Below are 17895 nucleotides of genomic sequence, written 5' to 3' on the forward strand. Positions count from 1 at the left end.
TGCAAGTGGTATGGCTAAGTTTTAACAAAGCCCCATTTTTCCTGTTCTTATAGTCAATCGATCCAATTCAACACCTCAACCCCGAGTACCTGCACGATGCAAGTGGTATGGCTAAGTTTTAACAAAGCCCCATTTTTCCTGTTCTTATAGTCAATCGATCCAATTCAACACCTCGGCTCCAAAATGGGGTCAGAACCCATGGGTTCTGACCCCGCCTCGCAGCCGAGGTGCTTAATCCAAAACAACACAATCAGAATCCACACCTCTCCTCACAGAAGTAGTAAACAAGCCCAGCCTACCCCCTTCCCCCAATCAAGCTCGCGCTTTATAGTACCCAGCTATTCCAAATAACAATAAAAGGCAGTACATGAGCCATAACCCAGAAACCCAATTCGAGGAATGGCAAAAGGCCATTCATGGCGACAAGCTTTATCGCTGCAGTTGGCGAATTGAAACCCCCAAGGCTGTTGTGCAGTTGGCCCATGGTATGGGGGAGCATATTGCTCGCTACGATCGCTTTGCACGCTTTCTAAATGCTAACGGCTACAGCGTTTATGGTGCTGATCACCGTGGTCACGGTAAAAGCTCTATTCCTAGCAGTTATGGGCATATGGGCAAGCGAGGCTGGGAAGGCTGCCTAGACGATATGGCTGAGCTGGCAGGAATCGCGCGCGAGCAGAACCCTGGACTGCCCTTGTTTCTTTTCGGCCACAGTATGGGGGCTGTGCTTTCTCAACAGCTAATCACCGATATAGAAGAGCCATACGCGGGTGTCGTTTTATCGGGTTCTCCTGGCTTTGTAAACAAGGCTCTAAGCAAGGTGGGGCGTTTGGTGGCTCGTTTTGAATCTTGGCGTCTGACTGAGGCTGGTAATAGCGGGCTGCTTAAAGCTTTGGTGTTTGATGGCAATAACAAGCCTTTTAAAAACGGAGGTGATACCGGTTTTGAGTGGTTAAGTCGAGATGCCTCAGCGGTGCAGGCTTATATTGCCGATGAGGCCTGTGGTTTTGTGTTGAGTAATGGCAGCATGGCCGAGTTCTTTGCGGGAATGTTGGCAGGGCAAGATGCGCAGGCTATTTCCAGCATTCCGAAAAGCCTCCCCATGATGATTCTATCAGGCACGGCTGACCCGGTTCATGAGGACACCAAAAACCTAAGGGCTATGCGCCTTGCCTATGAGCAAGCGGGCCTAAAGCCGGACTATAAGCTCTATCGCGGTGGTCGACACGAAATGCTTAATGAAACCAATGCAGAGCAGGTGTTCAGCGATATATTGGCCTGGTTGGACAAAAGTATTGACGTTTAAATTCTCTTTGGTGTGAGTGCAAACTACGCTTTCAGGTCATGCCCTGGTTGGCTTTATGATTCTTCACGATTGAAATTGCCCAGTATTGCTGGGCTCTGGCAGATATGTGGTAGAATCGCCCTCCGATTAGCCAGTTGGATAAATGCATGACCATTGTGAGCGATAGACATTCAAAGGATGTCTATGACTTAGTTAAAGATCATATCGCCAATCTTAGCCAGACCCCAAAGTTTACTCCCGAGCAACAAGCGGCCTATAAAGAAAAAATCAAAGCCAAGTTAAAGGAGCATAATGCGGTACTGGTGGCGCATTACTACACCGATCCTATCGTCCAAGCTTTGGCCGAGGAGACCGGTGGCTGCGTGTCTGATTCCTTGGAAATGGCTCGCTTTGGTCGTGACCATGATGCCGATACTTTAATCGTAGCCGGCGTTAAGTTTATGGGAGAGACAGCTAAAATACTGACCCCCAATAAGCGTGTTCTGATGCCAAATCTAGAAGCGACCTGCTCTTTAGATTTGGGTTGTCCAATTGATGAGTTTTCGGAGTTCTGTGATCAGCATCCAGATCGCACGGTAGTTGTCTACGCCAATACCTCGGCGGCTGTTAAGGCGCGTGCCGACTGGGTGGTGACTTCGTCTATTGCTCTCGATGTGGTTGATCATTTAGATGCTCAGGGTGAGAAGTTTATTTGGGCACCTGATAAGCACTTAGGGACTTACGTGGCTGATCAAACGGGCGCCGACATGATCTTGTGGGATAGCGCTTGTATTGTGCACGAAGAGTTCAAGGCGAAGGGCATTCAGGACCTTAAGGCTTTGTACCCTGATGCTGCAGTGCTTGTTCACCCAGAGTCGCCTAAAGCTGTTGTTGAGCTGGCCGATGTTGCGGGCTCTACCTCACAGCTAATTAATGCGGCTCAAACCTTGCCAAACCAGCAATTTATCGTGGCAACAGATCAGGGCATTTTTTACAAAATGCAACAGCTATGCCCAGAGAAAGAGTTCTATATTGCCCCAACGGCAGGCTCGGGCGCGACTTGTCGCAGCTGCGCCAATTGCCCGTGGATGGCGATGAATGAACTGGAAGCTTTGGCCAGCGTATTTGATAAGCCTGAAAATGAGATTTTCGTTGATGAGGATCTGATTCCCGCAGCAATGAAGCCATTACAGCGTATGTTGGATTTTGCGAAAGCTAATAAGTGATTGCAGAAATGTAGTCGCTAGGCGCCCGCAGTAGCGGGCGTTTTTGTTTGGCTTGAGTAAAAATTCAAGGGCCAAAAGCCTTGCCATTCAGTCTGAGTAATGTCTGAATAAGGGCTGTGTATTTTTCTAATGGGTAGGGCATTGAAGCCAGCCCAATAATAATTAGCGAGACTCCATGTCCACCTCATTTATCCATTTGAGACTCCATACTGAATACTCTTTGGTAGACAGTATCGTCCGTATTAAGCCCCTTGTCGCCAAAGTAGCTGAAATGGGCATGCCGGCGGTGGCGGTTACGGATCACTGTAATTTCTATGGTTTGATCAAGTTTTATAATGCCTGCTATGGGGCAGGTGTTAAGCCTATCGCAGGCGCTGATTTTTGGATGGCGCCTGAAGACGCTGAGGGCAAACCCACATTGATAACCTTGCTATCAATGGGCCCCAAAGGCTACCGTAATATCACCGAACTTATCTCAAGGGCCTACCAAGAAGGTCAGGTGCATGCGCACCCTTATTTAAAGCGTGAGTGGTTGGAAGAAAAGAGTGATGACATCATCGTTTTATCTGGTGGTCGTCACGGTGATATTGGCTTGTCTTTATTGGCCGATCGTCAAGCGCAAGCGGAAGAATCCTTGCAGCGCTGGTTGCAGCATTTCCCCGATCGTTTTTATCTTGAGTTGCAGCGCACTGGGCGTGAACACGAAGAAGATTATTTGCATGCGGCGGTGGATTTAGCAGCGCGTTTCAATTGCCCGGTAGTAGCTACCAACGATGTACGCTTCTTGGCGGCGGAAGAATTTGAAGTGCACGAAGCGCGAGTGTGTATCGGTGAGGGTATGGCCCTTGATGATAAGCGTCGTGAGCGTAAATATTCCGATCAACAATATTTGCGCAGCCCGGCTGAAATGGAAGAGTTGTTTAGCGATATTCCCGAAGCCCTGCAAAACTCCGTAGAAATTGCCAAGCGTTGTAGTGTTGATATCGAATTGGGGACTTACTATCTACCGGATTACCCCATTCCCGATGACTTTGAATCCGATCCATTTTTTAAAGAACATATTCCCTATGAGACTTTAGCTGGCTGGGCCGCTAAAGCGATGGAAGAAAAGTGGGCGGGTCGCGAAGAAGAAAAAGAATATAGAGAAATGCTACAAACCAATATCTTCTTCCAGAAGATATCTTATGAAGGTTTGTACGAGCGCTTGGAAATTATTCTGCCCGATAAACAAGCAGAAGATTACCCTGCGCAGTTAAAAGAATATACCGACCGTTTGCAGTTCGAGCTCGATATTATTATGCAAATGGGTTTCCCGGGTTACTTCCTGATCGTAATGGACTTTATTCAGTGGTCAAAAGATCACGACATTCCTGTAGGGCCTGGCCGGGGCTCCGGTGCCGGTTCCTTGGTGGCATACGCTCAAAAAATTACCGATCTCGATCCGCTAGAATACGATTTGCTGTTTGAGCGATTCCTAAACCCTGAACGTGTATCCATGCCCGACTTCGATATCGATTTTTGCATGGACCGTCGAGAAGAAGTGATTGAATACACCGCGCGCCGCTACGGTAAAGACGCGGTATCGCAGATTATTACCTTTGGTACGATGGCCGCGAAAGCGGTGGTGCGTGATGTGGCTCGCGCCCAGGGTAAATCCTATGGCCTGGCGGATAAGCTTTCTAAGCTAATCCCTGCTGACCCAGGTATGACTCTCGCCAAAGCTTACGATGGTGAGGAAGCCTTGCGTGAATTTTTGGCCGACGATGCCGATGGCCAAGAAATTTGGGATATGGCCAAGCAGCTAGAAGGTGTAGCGCGTAACGTAGGTAAACACGCCGGTGGTGTAGTAATTGCTCCCACTAAGCTGACCGACTTTGCGCCCTTGTATTGTGATGAAACTGGCGCGGGCCTCGTTACCCAATATGATAAAAACGATGTGGAATCGGCGGGCCTGGTTAAGTTCGACTTCTTAGGTCTACGTACTTTAACGATCATCGATTGGGCGAAAAAGATGATCGATAAGCGCCTGCTGGCCAAGGGTGAGCCGGAGCTGGATGTTGCCGCAATCCCCCTTGATGATGACGAAACTTTCGCGCTATTAAAGCGCGCAGAAACCACCGCAGTATTCCAGCTGGAATCCCGTGGTATGAAGGATCTCATTAAGCGCTTACAGCCCGATAATATTGAAGACATGATCGCACTGGTGGCGCTGTTCCGTCCGGGACCATTGGATTCGGGCATGGTTGATGACTTCGTAAACCGTAAGCACGGCCGTGCTGAAGTTGCCTACCCCGATGCTAAATACCAGCATGAAAAACTTGAGCCCATTCTAAAGCCTACCTATGGCGTTATCGTTTACCAGGAACAGGTAATGCAGATCGCCCAGGAGCTAGCCGGCTATACCTTGGGTGGTGCAGATATGCTGCGTCGAGCTATGGGTAAGAAGAAGCCTGAGGAAATGGCCAAACAGCGTTCTACTTTTGAAGAGGGTGCGATCAGCCAAGGAATCGATGGCTCTCTTGCCATGAAAATTTTTGACTTGGTAGAGAAGTTCGCCGGTTACGGATTTAACAAATCTCACTCGGCCGCTTATGCGGTAGTTTCTTATCAGACCGCTTGGCTAAAAGCTCATTATCCGTCGCAGTTTATGGCGGCTACTATGTCTTCGGATATGGATAAAACCGAAAAGGTTGTAACCTTTATCGAAGAATGTCGCGAGATGAAGCTCAAAATGTTACCACCTGATGTGAATATGGGTGAGTTCCAGTTCTCGGTAAACGATGAAGATGCTGTGGTATACGGTTTGGGAGCGATTAAAGGTTTAGGTGAAGGCCCTGTTGAAGCCATATTGAATGCTCGGAAAGAGGGGCCATTTAGTGATCTTTTTGACTTCTGTGCCCGTGTTGATTCGCGCAAAGTTAATAAACGTGCCCTAGAGGCTTTAGTTCGCTGTGGTGCATTCGATTCGGTTGGACCGCAAAGCGATTTGGATTTATCTCGCGCCATTTTAATGGAAGCTATTCCTGAGGCCGTTAAAGCGGCCGAACAAGCCAACGCCAACGCCAACGCCGGCATGATGGATATGTTTGGCGAGGTAGTACCACAAGCATCGGCAGGTGATGTTTATGAAGAGTTTGCTGATCGCACTCGTCGCTGGAGTTTGAAAGAGCGCTTAGAAGGAGAGCGCTCCACTTTGGGCCTTTACCTGACGGGCCACCCCATTGATGAATACCATGCTGAGATGAAGCACCTGGTAAGCTCGCGCATTAGTGACCTTCGCGCCGATAAAGAATCCCAGCAAGTGGGCGGTTTGGTGGTCGATATGCGGGTAATGAAGACAAAGAAAGGCGCTTCTATGGCGATCGTTTCGCTGGATGATCGCACCGGCCGTATTGATGTGGCAATCTTCCCAGAGGCCTTTGAGAAGTTTAAAGATTTGTTGGCGAAAGATAACTTGCTGATTTTAACCGGTAAGGTTAGCCACGATGACTACTCTGGTGGCTTGAAAATGAGCACCGATGCGGTTTCCAGTCTTACTCAAGCTAGGCAGCAGCGAGCTCGTGGCCTTAAGTTGCAAATCGACAGTAGCAGCATGCCGAAGGGCTTTATTGCTAGCTTGGCGGGCGTTTTTAACCCGCACCTTAACCAAGAGGGTTGCCCATTATTAGTGGAGTATAGTCGCCAAGATGCCCAGGCGGAGCTGGTCTTGGGTGGGCGCTGGCGTGTGGCCCCCAATGACGAGCTGATTGATGAATTGAAGTCCAGTCTTGGCAGTGAACGGGTAAGCTTGGTTTATTGAGTGTAAATTGGCAGCTCAATTGGCGAGTTTGTCCGTCTTGAAAGGCTGAATTATAGTCGACTCCAGAGACGCTTTCGCGTATCGTTACGGCTATTTAAATGATGGTGAAATCACCGCACATTCGGTGCCAAAACAGCCCAAAATCAAGCTGTATAGGCGCTGAATGATTGTAGGTTTTTTGAGCACTTTGTGGCTCTAAGATTTTGCTAAAGACCCCATTAGTGTAAAGGCGCCCAAGCACCTATGAACCCGAATTATCTGGATTTTGAGCAGCCCATTGCTGACCTAGAAGCAAAGATCGAAGAGCTTCAGTTGGTGAGTGCGGATAACGATCTCAATATCACCGAAGAGATCAGCAAACTGCGTGAAAAGAGCAACAAGCTGACCGAAAGCTTGTACTCCAATCTAAGCCCATGGGATATCGTAAAAGTAGCCCGTCATCCACAGCGCCCTTATAGCTCTGACTATATTGCTCGCATCTTTGATGATTGGGATGAGCTGCACGGTGATCGCCACTTCGGTGACGACAAGGCTATCATTGGTGGTGTTGGCCGTTTGGAAGGCAAGCCCGTAATGGTTATCGGCGAAGAAAAAGGTCGCAGTGTTACCGAGAAGGTTAGCCGCAACTTTGGTATGCCGCGCCCGGAAGGTTATCGCAAGGCTCTGCGCTTAATGGAAATGGCTGAGCGTTTTAAAATGCCAGTGCTCACTTTAATCGACACCCCAGGGGCCTACCCAGGTATCGATTCAGAGGAGCGTGGTATCTCTGAAGCAATCGCACAAAACTTGGCGGTAATGTCTCGTCTGCGCACGCCGATTATTTGTACCGTTATCGGTGAAGGCTCCTCTGGTGGTGCATTGGCAATTGGTGTGGGTGATCAGCTCAATATGCTGCAGTATTCCACCTACTTTGTTATCTCACCAGAAGGCTGTGCCAATATCATTTGGAAAACAGTTGAAAAAGCTCCACTGGCCGCTGAGGCTATGGGGGTGACTTCTGACAATCTGGAAAACTTGGGTATTGTTGATACTACTATTCCAGAGCCCCTAGGTGGTGCCCACCGAGATATCGATGCCATGGCGGCCAGTTTAAAAACTCACTTGGTAGAGCAGGTCGATCGCTTGGCCCAAGTGCCACTCGAAGAACTACTCGAACAACGCTATGAGCGTTTGATGAGCTACGGCAATCCCGATGCCTAAGTGATGTTCGAAAAAAAAAGCCCGCTGATGCGGGCTTTTTTGTGCCTTGCGGTTTAATAAGTTAATAGTGAGCGAGTATATGACAAAGCGAGTCTTAATCACCGGCGCCGGTCGAGGTATAGGTGCAGCGGTCGCAAAAGAGCTGGCAGCTTCAGCTTATACCGTAATTATTAATTACCGCCAAAATCGTCAAGCCGCTGAGGTATTAAGTAAAGAAATCGAAACTGCTGGGGGCGAATCCTATACGCTGCAAGCGGATATCAGCCAGCGGGCGGAAGTCTTGAGATTATTCGAAGATATTGATCGGCAGTGCGGGCCAATCACCCATCTTGTTAATAATGCGGGAATTTTATACGCGCAGTGTCGCTTTGAAGATATCGGCGAAGATCGTTTTCAGAAAATTCTTGATACCAATGTTCTCGGAAGTTTCTATTGCTTACAAGAGGCGATAAAGCGAATGCAGTCAGGCTCGGCCATTGTCAATGTATCCTCCTTGGCAGCCATCACAGGATCACCTAATGAATACATCGATTATGCTGCCTCAAAAGGCGCTCTCGATAGCATGACTATTGGTTTGGCCAAAGAACTGGCTAGCAAGAATATTCGAGTCAACGGCGTTCGCCCGGGTTTTATTTATACCGATATGCATGCCGATGGGGGTGAGCCAGGCCGTGTTGATCGCTTAGCCAGTCAAATTCCTTTGCAGCGTGGCGGCCAGCCAGAAGAGGTGGCTAAGGTGATCGCATGGCTGCTATCGGATGAGGCGTCTTATGTGACTGGAAGTTTTATTGATGTGGCTGGCGGGCGCTGATTTTTTGTTTGAAAAGTGTTCAATATTTCCCTGTGCCCATAGGGCTGGGATTTTGCACTACCTTTTTCCCTCAAAGCCAGTAAACTAGCGCCTTTGGCGAGTTTTATATAAGGCCCTTTGGCAGTAATGAGTGTATCTGAAGTCTGCTTCCAGTTAAAAGGAAGTAATATCACCTCCATAGTATTGGAGCTGAAAAACTACCCCTCCTCTGATTTTCTCAATCAATTGCAGAATAAGGTGTCTCAGGCGCCACAGCTGTTTGCGGATTCGGCGGTGGTTATTAGCCTGGAAAAGTTTAGCCCTGATTCAGTGGTTGATTTTCATGCCTTAATTGGCGACTGCTTTGAAGTGGGCCTGCACCCTATGGCCTTTCGGGCCGTAGCTGATGAGTTGCTGGATGCGGTGAAGCAAACAGGTCTGCCGGTTTTACCAGGTGCTGCTCGATCAGCATCAGTTCAGGAGGCCGGAGAAGATAATAGTGCTCAAGAGCAGCCCTGTGCTGTAGTAGGTGATGGGGAACAGGTCGAGATGAGCTTGGAGGCAGTTCCGTCAGCTAGCCAGCAGGGTGATATTCCACCGGAACCTGAAGCCGTTAAAACCATCATAGAAACACGGGTTGAGATTCAAGAGAAGCTAGTACATAGGCCGGCTAAAATCATTGAGCGACCTGTGCGGGGCGGTCAGCAAATCTATGCAGAAGGCTGCGATCTTATCGTTTTAGCACAGGTGAGTGAGGGCGCTGAGGTTTTAGCCGATGGCAATGTGCACATCTATGCTCCATTACGAGGTCGTGCTCTTGCGGGCGTTAAGGGCGATAGTAATGCCAGAATATTTTGTCAGCAGTTGGAGGCCGAGTTGGTTTCGATTGCTGGTATTTTTATATTAAGCGATGAGCTCAAAGATAAAGCTTGGAAGCAAACAGCTCATATTCAATTAAAGGACGAGCGACTAGAAATCGCGAAAATTAACGATAAGTAGGTGAACGAGTGGCAAAAATTATCGTAGTGACATCAGGAAAGGGCGGTGTTGGTAAAACCACCACCAGTGCATCCATTGGTACAGGCTTGGCTCAGCGTGGCCACAAAACCGTTATCATCGATTTCGATGTGGGCCTGCGCAACCTAGATTTGATCATGGGCTGCGAACGTCGTGTAGTGTATGACTTTGTAAACGTTATCAATGGTGAGTCTAATTTAAAGCAAACTCTTATCAAAGATAAGCGCGTTGATAATCTTTATATTTTGCCTGCATCACAAACTCGCGACAAAGATGCGTTATCTCAGGAGGGGGTGGAAAAGGTTCTTGATGAGTTGAGTGAAGACTTCGATTTTATCGTCTGCGATTCTCCTGCGGGTATTGAGCGCGGCGCTCAGATGGCCTTGTATTTTGCTGATATGGCGATCGTTGTAACCAACCCAGAAGTATCCTCGGTACGTGACTCGGATCGTATTTTGGGTATTTTGCAAAGCAAGTCCCGCAAAGCCGAAAAGGGCGAGGTTGTTGAAGAGAAACTATTGGTGACTCGTTATAACCCTGAGCGTGTAGAAGAAGGCGAGATGCTTAGCGTCGAAGATGTGAAGGAAATCTTGGCGATTGAATTACTAGGTGTTATTCCTGAAAGTGAGGCGGTGTTAAAAGCGTCTAACCAAGGTAGCCCAGTTATTCTTGATGATGAGTCTAATTCGGGTAAGGCTTATAGTGATGCTGTAGGTCGTCTGTTTGGTGAGGAAATCGAACATCGTTTCTTGGAAATAGAGAAGAAGGGCTTCTTCAAGCGTTTGATGGGGGCTTAAGGATGAGTATTTTTAGTTATTTCAGATCACAAAAGAAGCCGAGCTCGGCCTCTGTGGCGAAGGAGCGTTTGCAGATTATTGTAGCTCATGAGCGTAATAAGCGTGAGCAGCCGGAATATATCGAGAAGATGCAGCAGGAAATTCTTGCGGTGATTCGAAAGTATGTTGAGATCGATGATGAGCAGGTCAAGGTGAACCTTGATAATAATGATGAGTGCTCTATTTTGGAGTTGAATGTAACGCTTCCCGAATAAGCTGCGCTGATCGAGTAGCTCCGGGGTCAGATTCCCAAAACAAAAAATGGGCCACTAGGCCCATTTTTTGTTTTGGGAATCTGACCCCTTTTCTTTTGAATTCTAGTTAGTACGGCTCAACATGTACTCAGCAACCGCCAAACGAGTATCTTCATCTAGGTAATTCTGCGGTGGCATTTCTGGATAGTCGTCGCGTTTCTTGGTTGGGTTCGCAATGTAATCCGCAAGGCCCTGTGGGTTTTCCATATATAAAGCTTGAATTAGCTGAACCGGAGGGCCAACAATTCGGCCTGTATAACTGTGGCAACCGGTACAAATACCCAAATAGGCAATCTTGCCTTTGTTTTCTGCAGTAATTTCTCTCGGTGGTACTGGCTCCGATAAACTGTAAGTTACAACGTCATCAGTGTTGTTAAAATCACAATCTTTAAAATCGTTGATGCCCACAGTGATGTAGCGATGACGGTTGTTGATGCAGCTGTCGCTGCTTTTCCCAGCTCGAATAATATCAGGATCACCCGTTTTGAGCTCGGTAAGCATCAGTGCTTTGACTTCATCAATGGTGTCATAACCGTTACGCATCATTAGATTATCCAAAATCGCTACTTTATCTGGATAAGGATCGGAGCCTTCATCGATTGTGGTGTTAGGCGCGTTATAGTGATCGGTGATCATAATGCCAGCGGTTTTGTGATCGGTAATAATATTATCTTCAATAACTACTTCATCAGCGGCCATTACCAAGATGCCGGTTCCAGGCGGGATGCCAGCTACAGTGGACCCTGGTGCGCCAAAATTCGGATGGTTATTGCCAACTACAAAGTTGTTTCGAATGATGACATCGTAAGTGGTTTTGATGGGCAGGCCAGGAGTAATAAAAGCTAGGATGCCGCCGGTATTATTATGAACATAATTATCTTCCACGATACAGTGGCGGCTGTTTTCTATTTCAATACCGGCTACTGAATCAAATACCTCGTTATGGGCGACGTGAACATTATCGCTCATACCCACGTAAATGGCGGCGTCTTCAATACCTGAAATAATATTATGGGAAACGATGCCGTTTTTGCCTAGCTGCGGGAAAATTCCGTATACGCCGGTATCAACAATTACATTGCCGCGAATCTCAAAATTATTACCGGCCTGGCCCATAATGCCATTGCCTTTGTATTTGGTGATAAGAAAATTTTCGACAGTAATATTGTTGCCAGAATACAAAATGGCATCGTTTAATTCACCTCGACCATTCAGCTCGGCGCGTTGTCCTTCTTGGATAATACCGACTAAACGAATACTGTCTTTATCGATATAAATGGTCTCTTCATAGCGGCCGGGCATCACCATGATGGTATCGCCTGGCTTGGCGGCAATCACGGCATCTTGAATTTTTTCACCAGGGCTTACCGTTATAGTATCGCCGCTACCGGGTAAGACAAAATCTACTTCGGCGTTCAAGTTTTCATCTTGCTCGGCTTGATAACCACCTGCGAAGCTTTTATCCACCTGATTAGCCTGAATAACTGGGGCTTTGTCTTTGGCCAGAAACTGTCCAAGTCCAAAACCTACGGCTAAGGTGATGGCAGCGAGTAAAAGGCTTTTGTTCATTGTTATCTTCTCATTGCTGTCTGTGGGGTGCTGTCTTTGCTTTCCTTGCTTGCGGCTGGTATATCAGCAAGCACTGGCAGGCCAGAGGGCAGCTGTTTAGGTGTTTCGGGTTTAAAGGTTTCATCGCTCAACGTTTTCATAAAGCTGACGATTAAATCTAATTCTTCTTCTTTCAGATTGGGCTCCCAAATATGCCAATGGATTTGCATCTCTACGCCATTAGGAACCGCATGGCCGCGGCCCTTGTTATAAAACTCTGTGGCTTCACGTAAGCTTGGGAACACACCGGAGTGCATATAGGGCGCGGTAAATTCGATGTTTCTTAAAGTGGGCACTTTAAAGCCACCTTTTAGTACGCTGCTGTTAAAGGTTTTCTCAGCGCCAATATCTAACACCATACCCTCTGGCTCGGGGGTGCCAATAACGGCGATTTGGTTGTTGGTAAACAATGGCGGTGTATGGCATTCGCTGCAGCGCGCGACAAAAGAGCGAAATACATTCATGCCGGCTATCTCTTCGGCATTTAGTGCTTTGTGGTCACCGTGAGCATAGCGATCGTAGCGACTATTTAAAGAAATTAAGGAAGCTTGAAATGCTGCCAGTACCATTAGCAGTTGTGGCTCTTCGATCACAGTGCTGCCAGGAAAAGCCTCACTAAAAAGTCTTTGGTACTCTTTGTTTCGATTTAGACGTTCGAGCAACTCTACTGGCTTATTGTTCATTTCCTCAGGGGCATACAGTGGTCCTTTAGCTTGCTCTTCTAAAGTCTTGGCTCGGCCATCCCAAAAGAAGCGATCTAAAAAGGCACTGTTCCATAGGCTGGGTGCCGATCGCGGAAGCAGCTTTCCGTCGAAGCCTACCGATCGACCATGGCCATCACTAAAGCCTTTGTCGGGTTGATGGCAGCTGGCACATGACTGCACCTGGTTTGCAGATAAGATAGGATCAAAAAATAAATAGCGGCCTAGATCAATTTGCTGCGGGCTGTAGCCATCCACATGTTTTGGCAAACTGGTTTGGGTGCCGCCGACTCCGCGATTCTGTAGGGAGTCGTAAAACTGATATACCGTTCTAAGCTCACAGCGATTGCCCTCTACCTTTTCAAATCCGGCAGGGCAATGGCTACTAAGGCTAATTCCGGCGGCTAATATAAGGCTGCTAATCATTCTCTATTCTGGCCTTTGTTTTTTCTCAAAGCTATCTTTAAGCTCTTCTTTTAACTTAGAGCTTTGCGATAAATTGGCTTATCAATTTGATGTCTTGTGGCCCCTTTAAGGTATTTGCCATCATTTGCATTTGTTTTGCGTAGCGGCTATTTGCACTGCGCTTACCGCTTCTAAAGTGTTCTAGCTGCCTTGTTAGGTAAGCTTCATCCATACCGGCCAGTCGAGGAGAGTTTAGGGCTTTGTTGCCCTCGGCTTTGACGCCGTGGCATCCACCGCAACTGGCTTGATATAAACGATAAGCAGCATCACCACTGCGTGCGGGTACTTGAATCTCTTTGCTGGGTAGGGCACTGATGTAGTTGGCCAATAACTTCCGTTGTTGTTCATCTTGCAAGCTGGCTGACATGGCGGCCATTTGTTGAGCGTAATGATCTTCTTGGCCGCGTTTGCCAGCGGCAAACTCCGCCATGGCTCGCTCTAAATACGAGGGCAGCTGTCCGGCCAGTGTTGGAGCACCAAGTGCGGCTTGCCCTTCAGCTTGCTGACCATGACAGCTAGCGCAACTTTGAAAAAGTTGTTTGGCCTGTTGTTTTGCAGTTGCTTCGGCCGATGCGGCGCCGCTAAAAGGCATGAGCAGTACAGCGCTAAGCAAGGCAATGGGCTTAAAGCTTAGGCGTAGGCTAGCTTTAAAGGGGCGCTTTATCATGACAAATCACTCGCTGATATTATTGTCAGCGTAGATTGCCGTCATTAAAGGCTGAAATCTCAGTGATTTTAAAATTCGGCAGCGAAAGATCGCCTAGTTGAGCTGGCTTTTGCGATAAGCGGTGGGTGTCATGCCTTGGCTATCCTTAAAGGCTTTATTAAATGAGCTCAATGAACGAAATCCCGCATCAAGTGCGATATTCAAGACAGCGGTGTCTTGCTCGGTTTTTGAGGCGAGCCTTTCGCATGCTTCTTGCACGCGGTAGCGATTCAGAAAGTCATTAAAATTGCGATGGCCTAGGCCTGCATTGATGATGCGCCGTAAGCGATACTCTTGAATCTCAATCTTCTCTGCTAGTTGGCCGATGGTAAGCCCCATCTCGCGATAAATCTTGTCACCTTCCATCAGTTGGCTAATGGCATCAAGAACTTCTTCTGGAATCTCTTCTTGTTCTTGAGGGCGCTCAACTTTTGAAGCATTGGGTTCTGTTTCTATCTCGGTATTGGCTTGAGACACAGGAGGCGCTTGCTGATAAAAAACGTCCTGCTTAAATTCCAGCAATACACAGTTACACAGAAATAACATGACCCCAGCGGGCGCGTATTGCCAAATGGCCAGCCATTCGACGCTTGGAAACAATAGTTGCTGCGCGGCGATTAGGGCGAAGATGTAAAAGCCAATAAAGGCCGAAAACCAAATGCGCAGATTTCGGCGTTGCTCTAAAAGATCATCTTGCCAGTGGGCCAAAATGACTTTGAGCGCCCAGCCGAGGAGCACAAATTCAATAAACTGAGGTAGCTGAAACCACAGCAGTTGGCCTATTTGAGATTCACCTAGATCAGCGAAAGTTGCTGCCGTGGGGAAGACAACGGTAATGATAAAGGGGATTAACTGCCATGGTCGCAGCCGGAAATGATCGTCAAATAAGCTATAGCTAAATAACCAAAATAATCCGGGTACCATGGTTTGCGCAGGGTACAAAATGGCCCTAGCCCAATCGGCGCTAACCCAAGGGATAATCAAATAGGCGGCATCGGCTAGCAATAAGGCAATAAACAGTTTTTCGCTTAAGGCATGCCCTGTTGGGCGACGCAACAGCAGTACTGTGCATAACAGCAGCTGGGACAGGGAAAAGCTGATAAAAATATCAATCAGATTGCTCACGGATTACTTTACTTCCTTTACCCCATAAAGGCATCACTCAGGGCGTGCTGGGGCTTTATTATTTTATCTTTGCTTGAGTCTAACGCTTGCTGACTTCGGCTGCCAGAGTTCTTCATTATTCTGATATTCCCTGATTTGGGCTTCTGGATTTCGAAAACACTCACTCAAACGCTGTTTGGCCCGCATTGTGGGGGCTTGGACTGCAAAAAAATCAATGACGATTTTTAAAAACACTAAGCATCTATTGCCAGATTCTGGCAGATTTCACGCTCATAGCTATAACAGCAAATGAAATAACAATAATAAATAACAACGACGGAGAGCGTTATGTCGCGATACCCAGCCTACAGGCCGGCCATTCTCAGTTTGGCCATCAGTCAAATTCTTATCGGCAATGCCAATGCCCAAAGCAATGAACCCAAGTTCGCCCTAGAAGAAGTTGTGGTAACCGCTCAAAAGCGTGAGCAGAATGTTATGGATGTGCCTATTGCCATTGATAACTATTCTTCGAAGGATATCGAAAATACCGGTGCGCTCTTACTTGAAGATATCGCCGATTATATTCCGGGGTTTGAGGCCGGTGGTGCGCTAACTCAAAGTACCTTAACCATTCGCGGTGTCGCCAGCTCCAATATCAGCTCTGGTGGAGACGCCTCGGTGGCCACTTTTTATGATGGCGTCTACCTGCCGCGTTCAGCTACCACCATTGCCTTCTCGGATATGGCCCGCATCGAAGTACTTAAAGGTCCCCAGGGCACTCTGGCTGGCCGCAATGCCGCTGCAGGTGCGGTCAATATTGTTCCTAATCGCCCGCAGCTAGGTGAGCAAGAAGGCTTTGTAAAATTAAAAACGGGTAATTACGATTTTCAGCGCTGGGAGGCAATGATTAATCAGCCTTTATCTGAAAATGTCGCTGTTCGTGCCAATCTAATGCTTAACCAACGTGATGGCTATATCGACAATGTGGTGCCAGGCGGCGCTGATATCGATGCCAAGGATATGCTTACCGGCCGATTGGCCCTGCTTTGGGAGCTTAGTCCGGATACCCGCTTGCAGCTTAGTGCGGATTTCGATGACTCCGATAACGGCCCGGCTCCATCGGTAGGTTATAGCGCCTTCTCGCATAATCGACAGCCCACTAGTGGGGTAGTGGCCAACGATGTGATCAATGGCCAAGAAACACGCGATATGTACTCTCTAGGCTACCGCTTAGAGCACGATATCAATGAAGAGTGGTCGCTAGCATGGTGGGCGAATTATCGCGATCTAGACACCACCAACCGTCAGGATGAAGATGGTGGTAGCCACATCGATCGATATTTAGATACCGATAATATTGAAACCAGCGAGTTGTTCTATACCGAGTTGCAATTGAACTTTTCCAATGAGCGATTCAAATACGTAGGTGGTTTCACCTATTCGAGTGAAGACAAAAGCCAGACCACACAAATTAATACCACCGCAGATACAGCCGCAAACTTGGCTACCCAGGTATCCAATGGTTTGCTAGCGGCTGTAGGTGCAGGCTTCAGTATCGACAGTATATGGGATCCAACTGGTTGGGCCATGCTAACAGGGGCGCTTGATCAATTGGCCGGAGGTGCTCTAGGGACGCCTTTGGATCAATCATCGGCCTCTTATAATGGTGTGTTGGGCTTTCTATATGCCAGCCCCTTTGCGCCTCAAATTCAGCCATTTAGCCCGGTACTAGCCGCCGGTTTTATCGCTCCAAGCTACAGTGGCCAGCTGTTCACCGAAGAAGTACGAAACACCGGTGAATTCGTTAACTGGGGTGTTTATAGTGATATCGATATTAGCGTAACAGATGACTTTAATCTGATCTTCGGCTTGCGCTACAGTAAAGATGAAAAAGATTTTACTTGGTTCAATGCGACAGCGCCTTTAGCTACTCAGCTCAATCAAGAGCGTGCGGCGCTGGCAGCTGCTGGTTTGCAAGTTGCGGCTTTAATTCCACAAGCTACCAATTTGCTTAGCCCTTTGAGTCAACAAGGGGTTGGCCTAGTGACGGATCGCTTAGTGAGCGCTAAAGATAGCTGGAGCAAGACAACCGGTCGGGCCATTGCCCAGTATCGCCTCAATGATAAGGCGATGGTGTTTGCGTCTTACTCAACGGGCTATACCTCTGGTGGCTTTGACAGTTTCGTCGTTAATACCGCGCAGCAACCATTGGCCCCAGAAGAGGTGAGTAACATTGAGCTAGGTGTTAAGGCAGATTGGCTCAATGATCGATTGCGTACGCGCTTAAACTTCTTCGATATGAGCTTCGATAACCGCCAGCGCTCTGTATTTTCAGCTGATCCTAATATTCCAGGTTTTTCAGCGCCAATTATTATTGCAGGAGATGAGGATATCGAAGGTTGGGAGCTAGTGATGCAGTGGCTGCCAACGGACAATATTCAACTTGGATTGGTAACCACCTCCCGTGAAACCAGCAGTCGCTATAGTGAATATATTGACGCCAATGGCAATCAACGCGGCGGTGATCAAGAAACGGCGGATACCTTAGATGAATACACCTTTACCTTTGATTGGGCCTTCGATGCCGCCCAGGGGCAGGTGAATTTACATGTGGATTATGTCTTTAAAGAGCAGCAGTTCGATGAGGATGATGCGGGCTATTTGCCGGAGTATGAGCAAATCGAAAACTTTGGTGATGACCGTAAATTCCTGAATGCTCGAATCGCTTGGCGCAGCCAAGATGAGCGTTATGGCATAGCTTTGTGGGGGCAAAACCTATTAGACAACCGCTATACCAGTATCCCCGGTGGATTAGCGGCCTCGGACTTGGCTTCTCCCACAGTCTCCCTAACAGAACCTAGAACTTACGGTATTGATTTGGAGTATCGCTTCTAGCCTGACCAG

Annotated in this window: 13 protein-coding genes; 9 read left to right on the plus strand and 4 right to left on the minus strand. The window is 47.8% G+C overall.

Annotated features, from left to right (window positions below):
• The first annotated feature begins 367 nt into the window (after window positions 1-367).
• The 8 genes from Q1A08_RS19390 (at window position 368) to minE (ending at window position 10368) form a co-directional block, all read left to right on the plus strand.
• On the plus strand, window positions 368-1306 hold the full coding sequence (locus tag Q1A08_RS19390; protein ID WP_299776010.1) for an alpha/beta hydrolase: 939 nt from the start codon (window positions 368-370) through the stop codon (window positions 1304-1306).
• A gap of 146 nt (window positions 1307-1452) precedes the next feature.
• Window positions 1453-2511: a quinolinate synthase NadA gene (gene nadA, locus Q1A08_RS19395; RefSeq protein ID WP_299776012.1), complete on the plus strand. Its 1059-nt coding sequence runs from the start codon at window positions 1453-1455 to the stop codon at window positions 2509-2511.
• 175 nt (window positions 2512-2686) lie between these two features.
• Window positions 2687-6310: a DNA polymerase III subunit alpha gene (gene dnaE / locus Q1A08_RS19400; protein WP_299776014.1), complete on the plus strand. Its 3624-nt coding sequence runs from the start codon at window positions 2687-2689 to the stop codon at window positions 6308-6310.
• A gap of 243 nt (window positions 6311-6553) precedes the next feature.
• Window positions 6554-7510 carry an acetyl-CoA carboxylase carboxyltransferase subunit alpha gene (locus Q1A08_RS19405; RefSeq protein ID WP_299776016.1) on the plus strand — a complete coding sequence of 319 codons (957 nt, stop codon included), beginning with the start codon at window positions 6554-6556 and terminating at the stop codon, window positions 7508-7510.
• A 79-nt stretch (window positions 7511-7589) separates the two neighbouring features.
• Window positions 7590-8321, plus strand: a complete 732-nt coding sequence (locus Q1A08_RS19410; RefSeq protein ID WP_299776018.1) for an SDR family oxidoreductase — start codon at window positions 7590-7592, stop codon at window positions 8319-8321.
• A 126-nt stretch (window positions 8322-8447) separates the two neighbouring features.
• Entirely contained in the window at window positions 8448-9299 is an 852-nt protein-coding gene (gene minC, locus Q1A08_RS19415; RefSeq protein ID WP_299776020.1) for a septum site-determining protein MinC, read from the plus strand.
• Between the two features lie 8 nt (window positions 9300-9307).
• Entirely contained in the window at window positions 9308-10114 is an 807-nt protein-coding gene (minD, locus tag Q1A08_RS19420; RefSeq protein WP_299776022.1) for a septum site-determining protein MinD, read from the plus strand.
• A gap of 2 nt (window positions 10115-10116) precedes the next feature.
• Entirely contained in the window at window positions 10117-10368 is a 252-nt protein-coding gene (gene minE / locus Q1A08_RS19425) for a cell division topological specificity factor MinE (RefSeq protein ID WP_166845039.1), read from the plus strand.
• Window positions 10369-10470: 102 nt separating this feature from the next.
• Here the strand turns inward: minE and Q1A08_RS19430 are convergent, their stop codons facing one another.
• The 4 genes from Q1A08_RS19430 to Q1A08_RS19445 form a co-directional block, all read right to left on the minus strand.
• Window positions 10471-11976: a parallel beta-helix domain-containing protein gene (locus Q1A08_RS19430; protein ID WP_299776027.1), complete on the minus strand. Its 1506-nt coding sequence runs from the start codon at window positions 11974-11976 to the stop codon at window positions 10471-10473.
• Between the two features lie 2 nt (window positions 11977-11978).
• A complete protein-coding gene (locus Q1A08_RS19435; protein ID WP_299776029.1) occupies window positions 11979-13142 on the minus strand; it encodes a cytochrome c peroxidase in 1164 nt (387 codons plus the stop codon).
• Window positions 13143-13197: 55 nt separating this feature from the next.
• On the minus strand, window positions 13198-13848 hold the full coding sequence (locus tag Q1A08_RS19440) for a c-type cytochrome (RefSeq protein ID WP_299776031.1): 651 nt from the start codon (window positions 13846-13848) through the stop codon (window positions 13198-13200).
• Between the two features lie 93 nt (window positions 13849-13941).
• Window positions 13942-15012 carry a helix-turn-helix domain-containing protein gene (locus Q1A08_RS19445; RefSeq protein WP_299776033.1) on the minus strand — a complete coding sequence of 357 codons (1071 nt, stop codon included), beginning with the start codon at window positions 15010-15012 and terminating at the stop codon, window positions 13942-13944.
• A gap of 327 nt (window positions 15013-15339) precedes the next feature.
• Between Q1A08_RS19445 and Q1A08_RS19450 the strand changes: the two genes are divergently transcribed.
• A complete protein-coding gene (locus Q1A08_RS19450; RefSeq protein WP_299776035.1) occupies window positions 15340-17886 on the plus strand; it encodes a TonB-dependent receptor in 2547 nt (848 codons plus the stop codon).
• The last annotated feature ends 9 nt before the right edge of the window (window positions 17887-17895 follow it).

This window comes from uncultured Pseudoteredinibacter sp. (genome assembly GCF_947500695.1).
In the GTDB taxonomy this organism is placed as follows: domain Bacteria; phylum Pseudomonadota; class Gammaproteobacteria; order Pseudomonadales; family Cellvibrionaceae; genus Pseudoteredinibacter.

What these genes read in the sequence shown, in the direction of transcription:
- Q1A08_RS19390 (WP_299776010.1), top strand. Translation starts at nt 368, where the DNA reads ATGAGCCATAACCCAGAAACCCAATTCGAGGAATGGCAAAAGGCCATT.
- nadA (WP_299776012.1), top strand. Translation starts at nt 1,453, where the DNA reads ATGACCATTGTGAGCGATAGACATTCAAAGGATGTCTATGACTTAGTT.
- dnaE (WP_299776014.1), top strand. Translation starts at nt 2,687, where the DNA reads ATGTCCACCTCATTTATCCATTTGAGACTCCATACTGAATACTCTTTG.
- Q1A08_RS19405 (WP_299776016.1), top strand. Translation starts at nt 6,554, where the DNA reads ATGAACCCGAATTATCTGGATTTTGAGCAGCCCATTGCTGACCTAGAA.
- Q1A08_RS19410 (WP_299776018.1), top strand. Translation starts at nt 7,590, where the DNA reads ATGACAAAGCGAGTCTTAATCACCGGCGCCGGTCGAGGTATAGGTGCA.
- minC (WP_299776020.1), top strand. Translation starts at nt 8,448, where the DNA reads ATGAGTGTATCTGAAGTCTGCTTCCAGTTAAAAGGAAGTAATATCACC.
- minE (WP_166845039.1), top strand. Translation starts at nt 10,117, where the DNA reads ATGAGTATTTTTAGTTATTTCAGATCACAAAAGAAGCCGAGCTCGGCC.
- Q1A08_RS19430 (WP_299776027.1), bottom strand. Translation starts at nt 11,976, where the DNA reads ATGAACAAAAGCCTTTTACTCGCTGCCATCACCTTAGCCGTAGGTTTT.
- Q1A08_RS19435 (WP_299776029.1), bottom strand. Translation starts at nt 13,142, where the DNA reads ATGATTAGCAGCCTTATATTAGCCGCCGGAATTAGCCTTAGTAGCCAT.
- Q1A08_RS19440 (WP_299776031.1), bottom strand. Translation starts at nt 13,848, where the DNA reads ATGATAAAGCGCCCCTTTAAAGCTAGCCTACGCCTAAGCTTTAAGCCC.
- Q1A08_RS19450 (WP_299776035.1), top strand. Translation starts at nt 15,340, where the DNA reads ATGTCGCGATACCCAGCCTACAGGCCGGCCATTCTCAGTTTGGCCATC.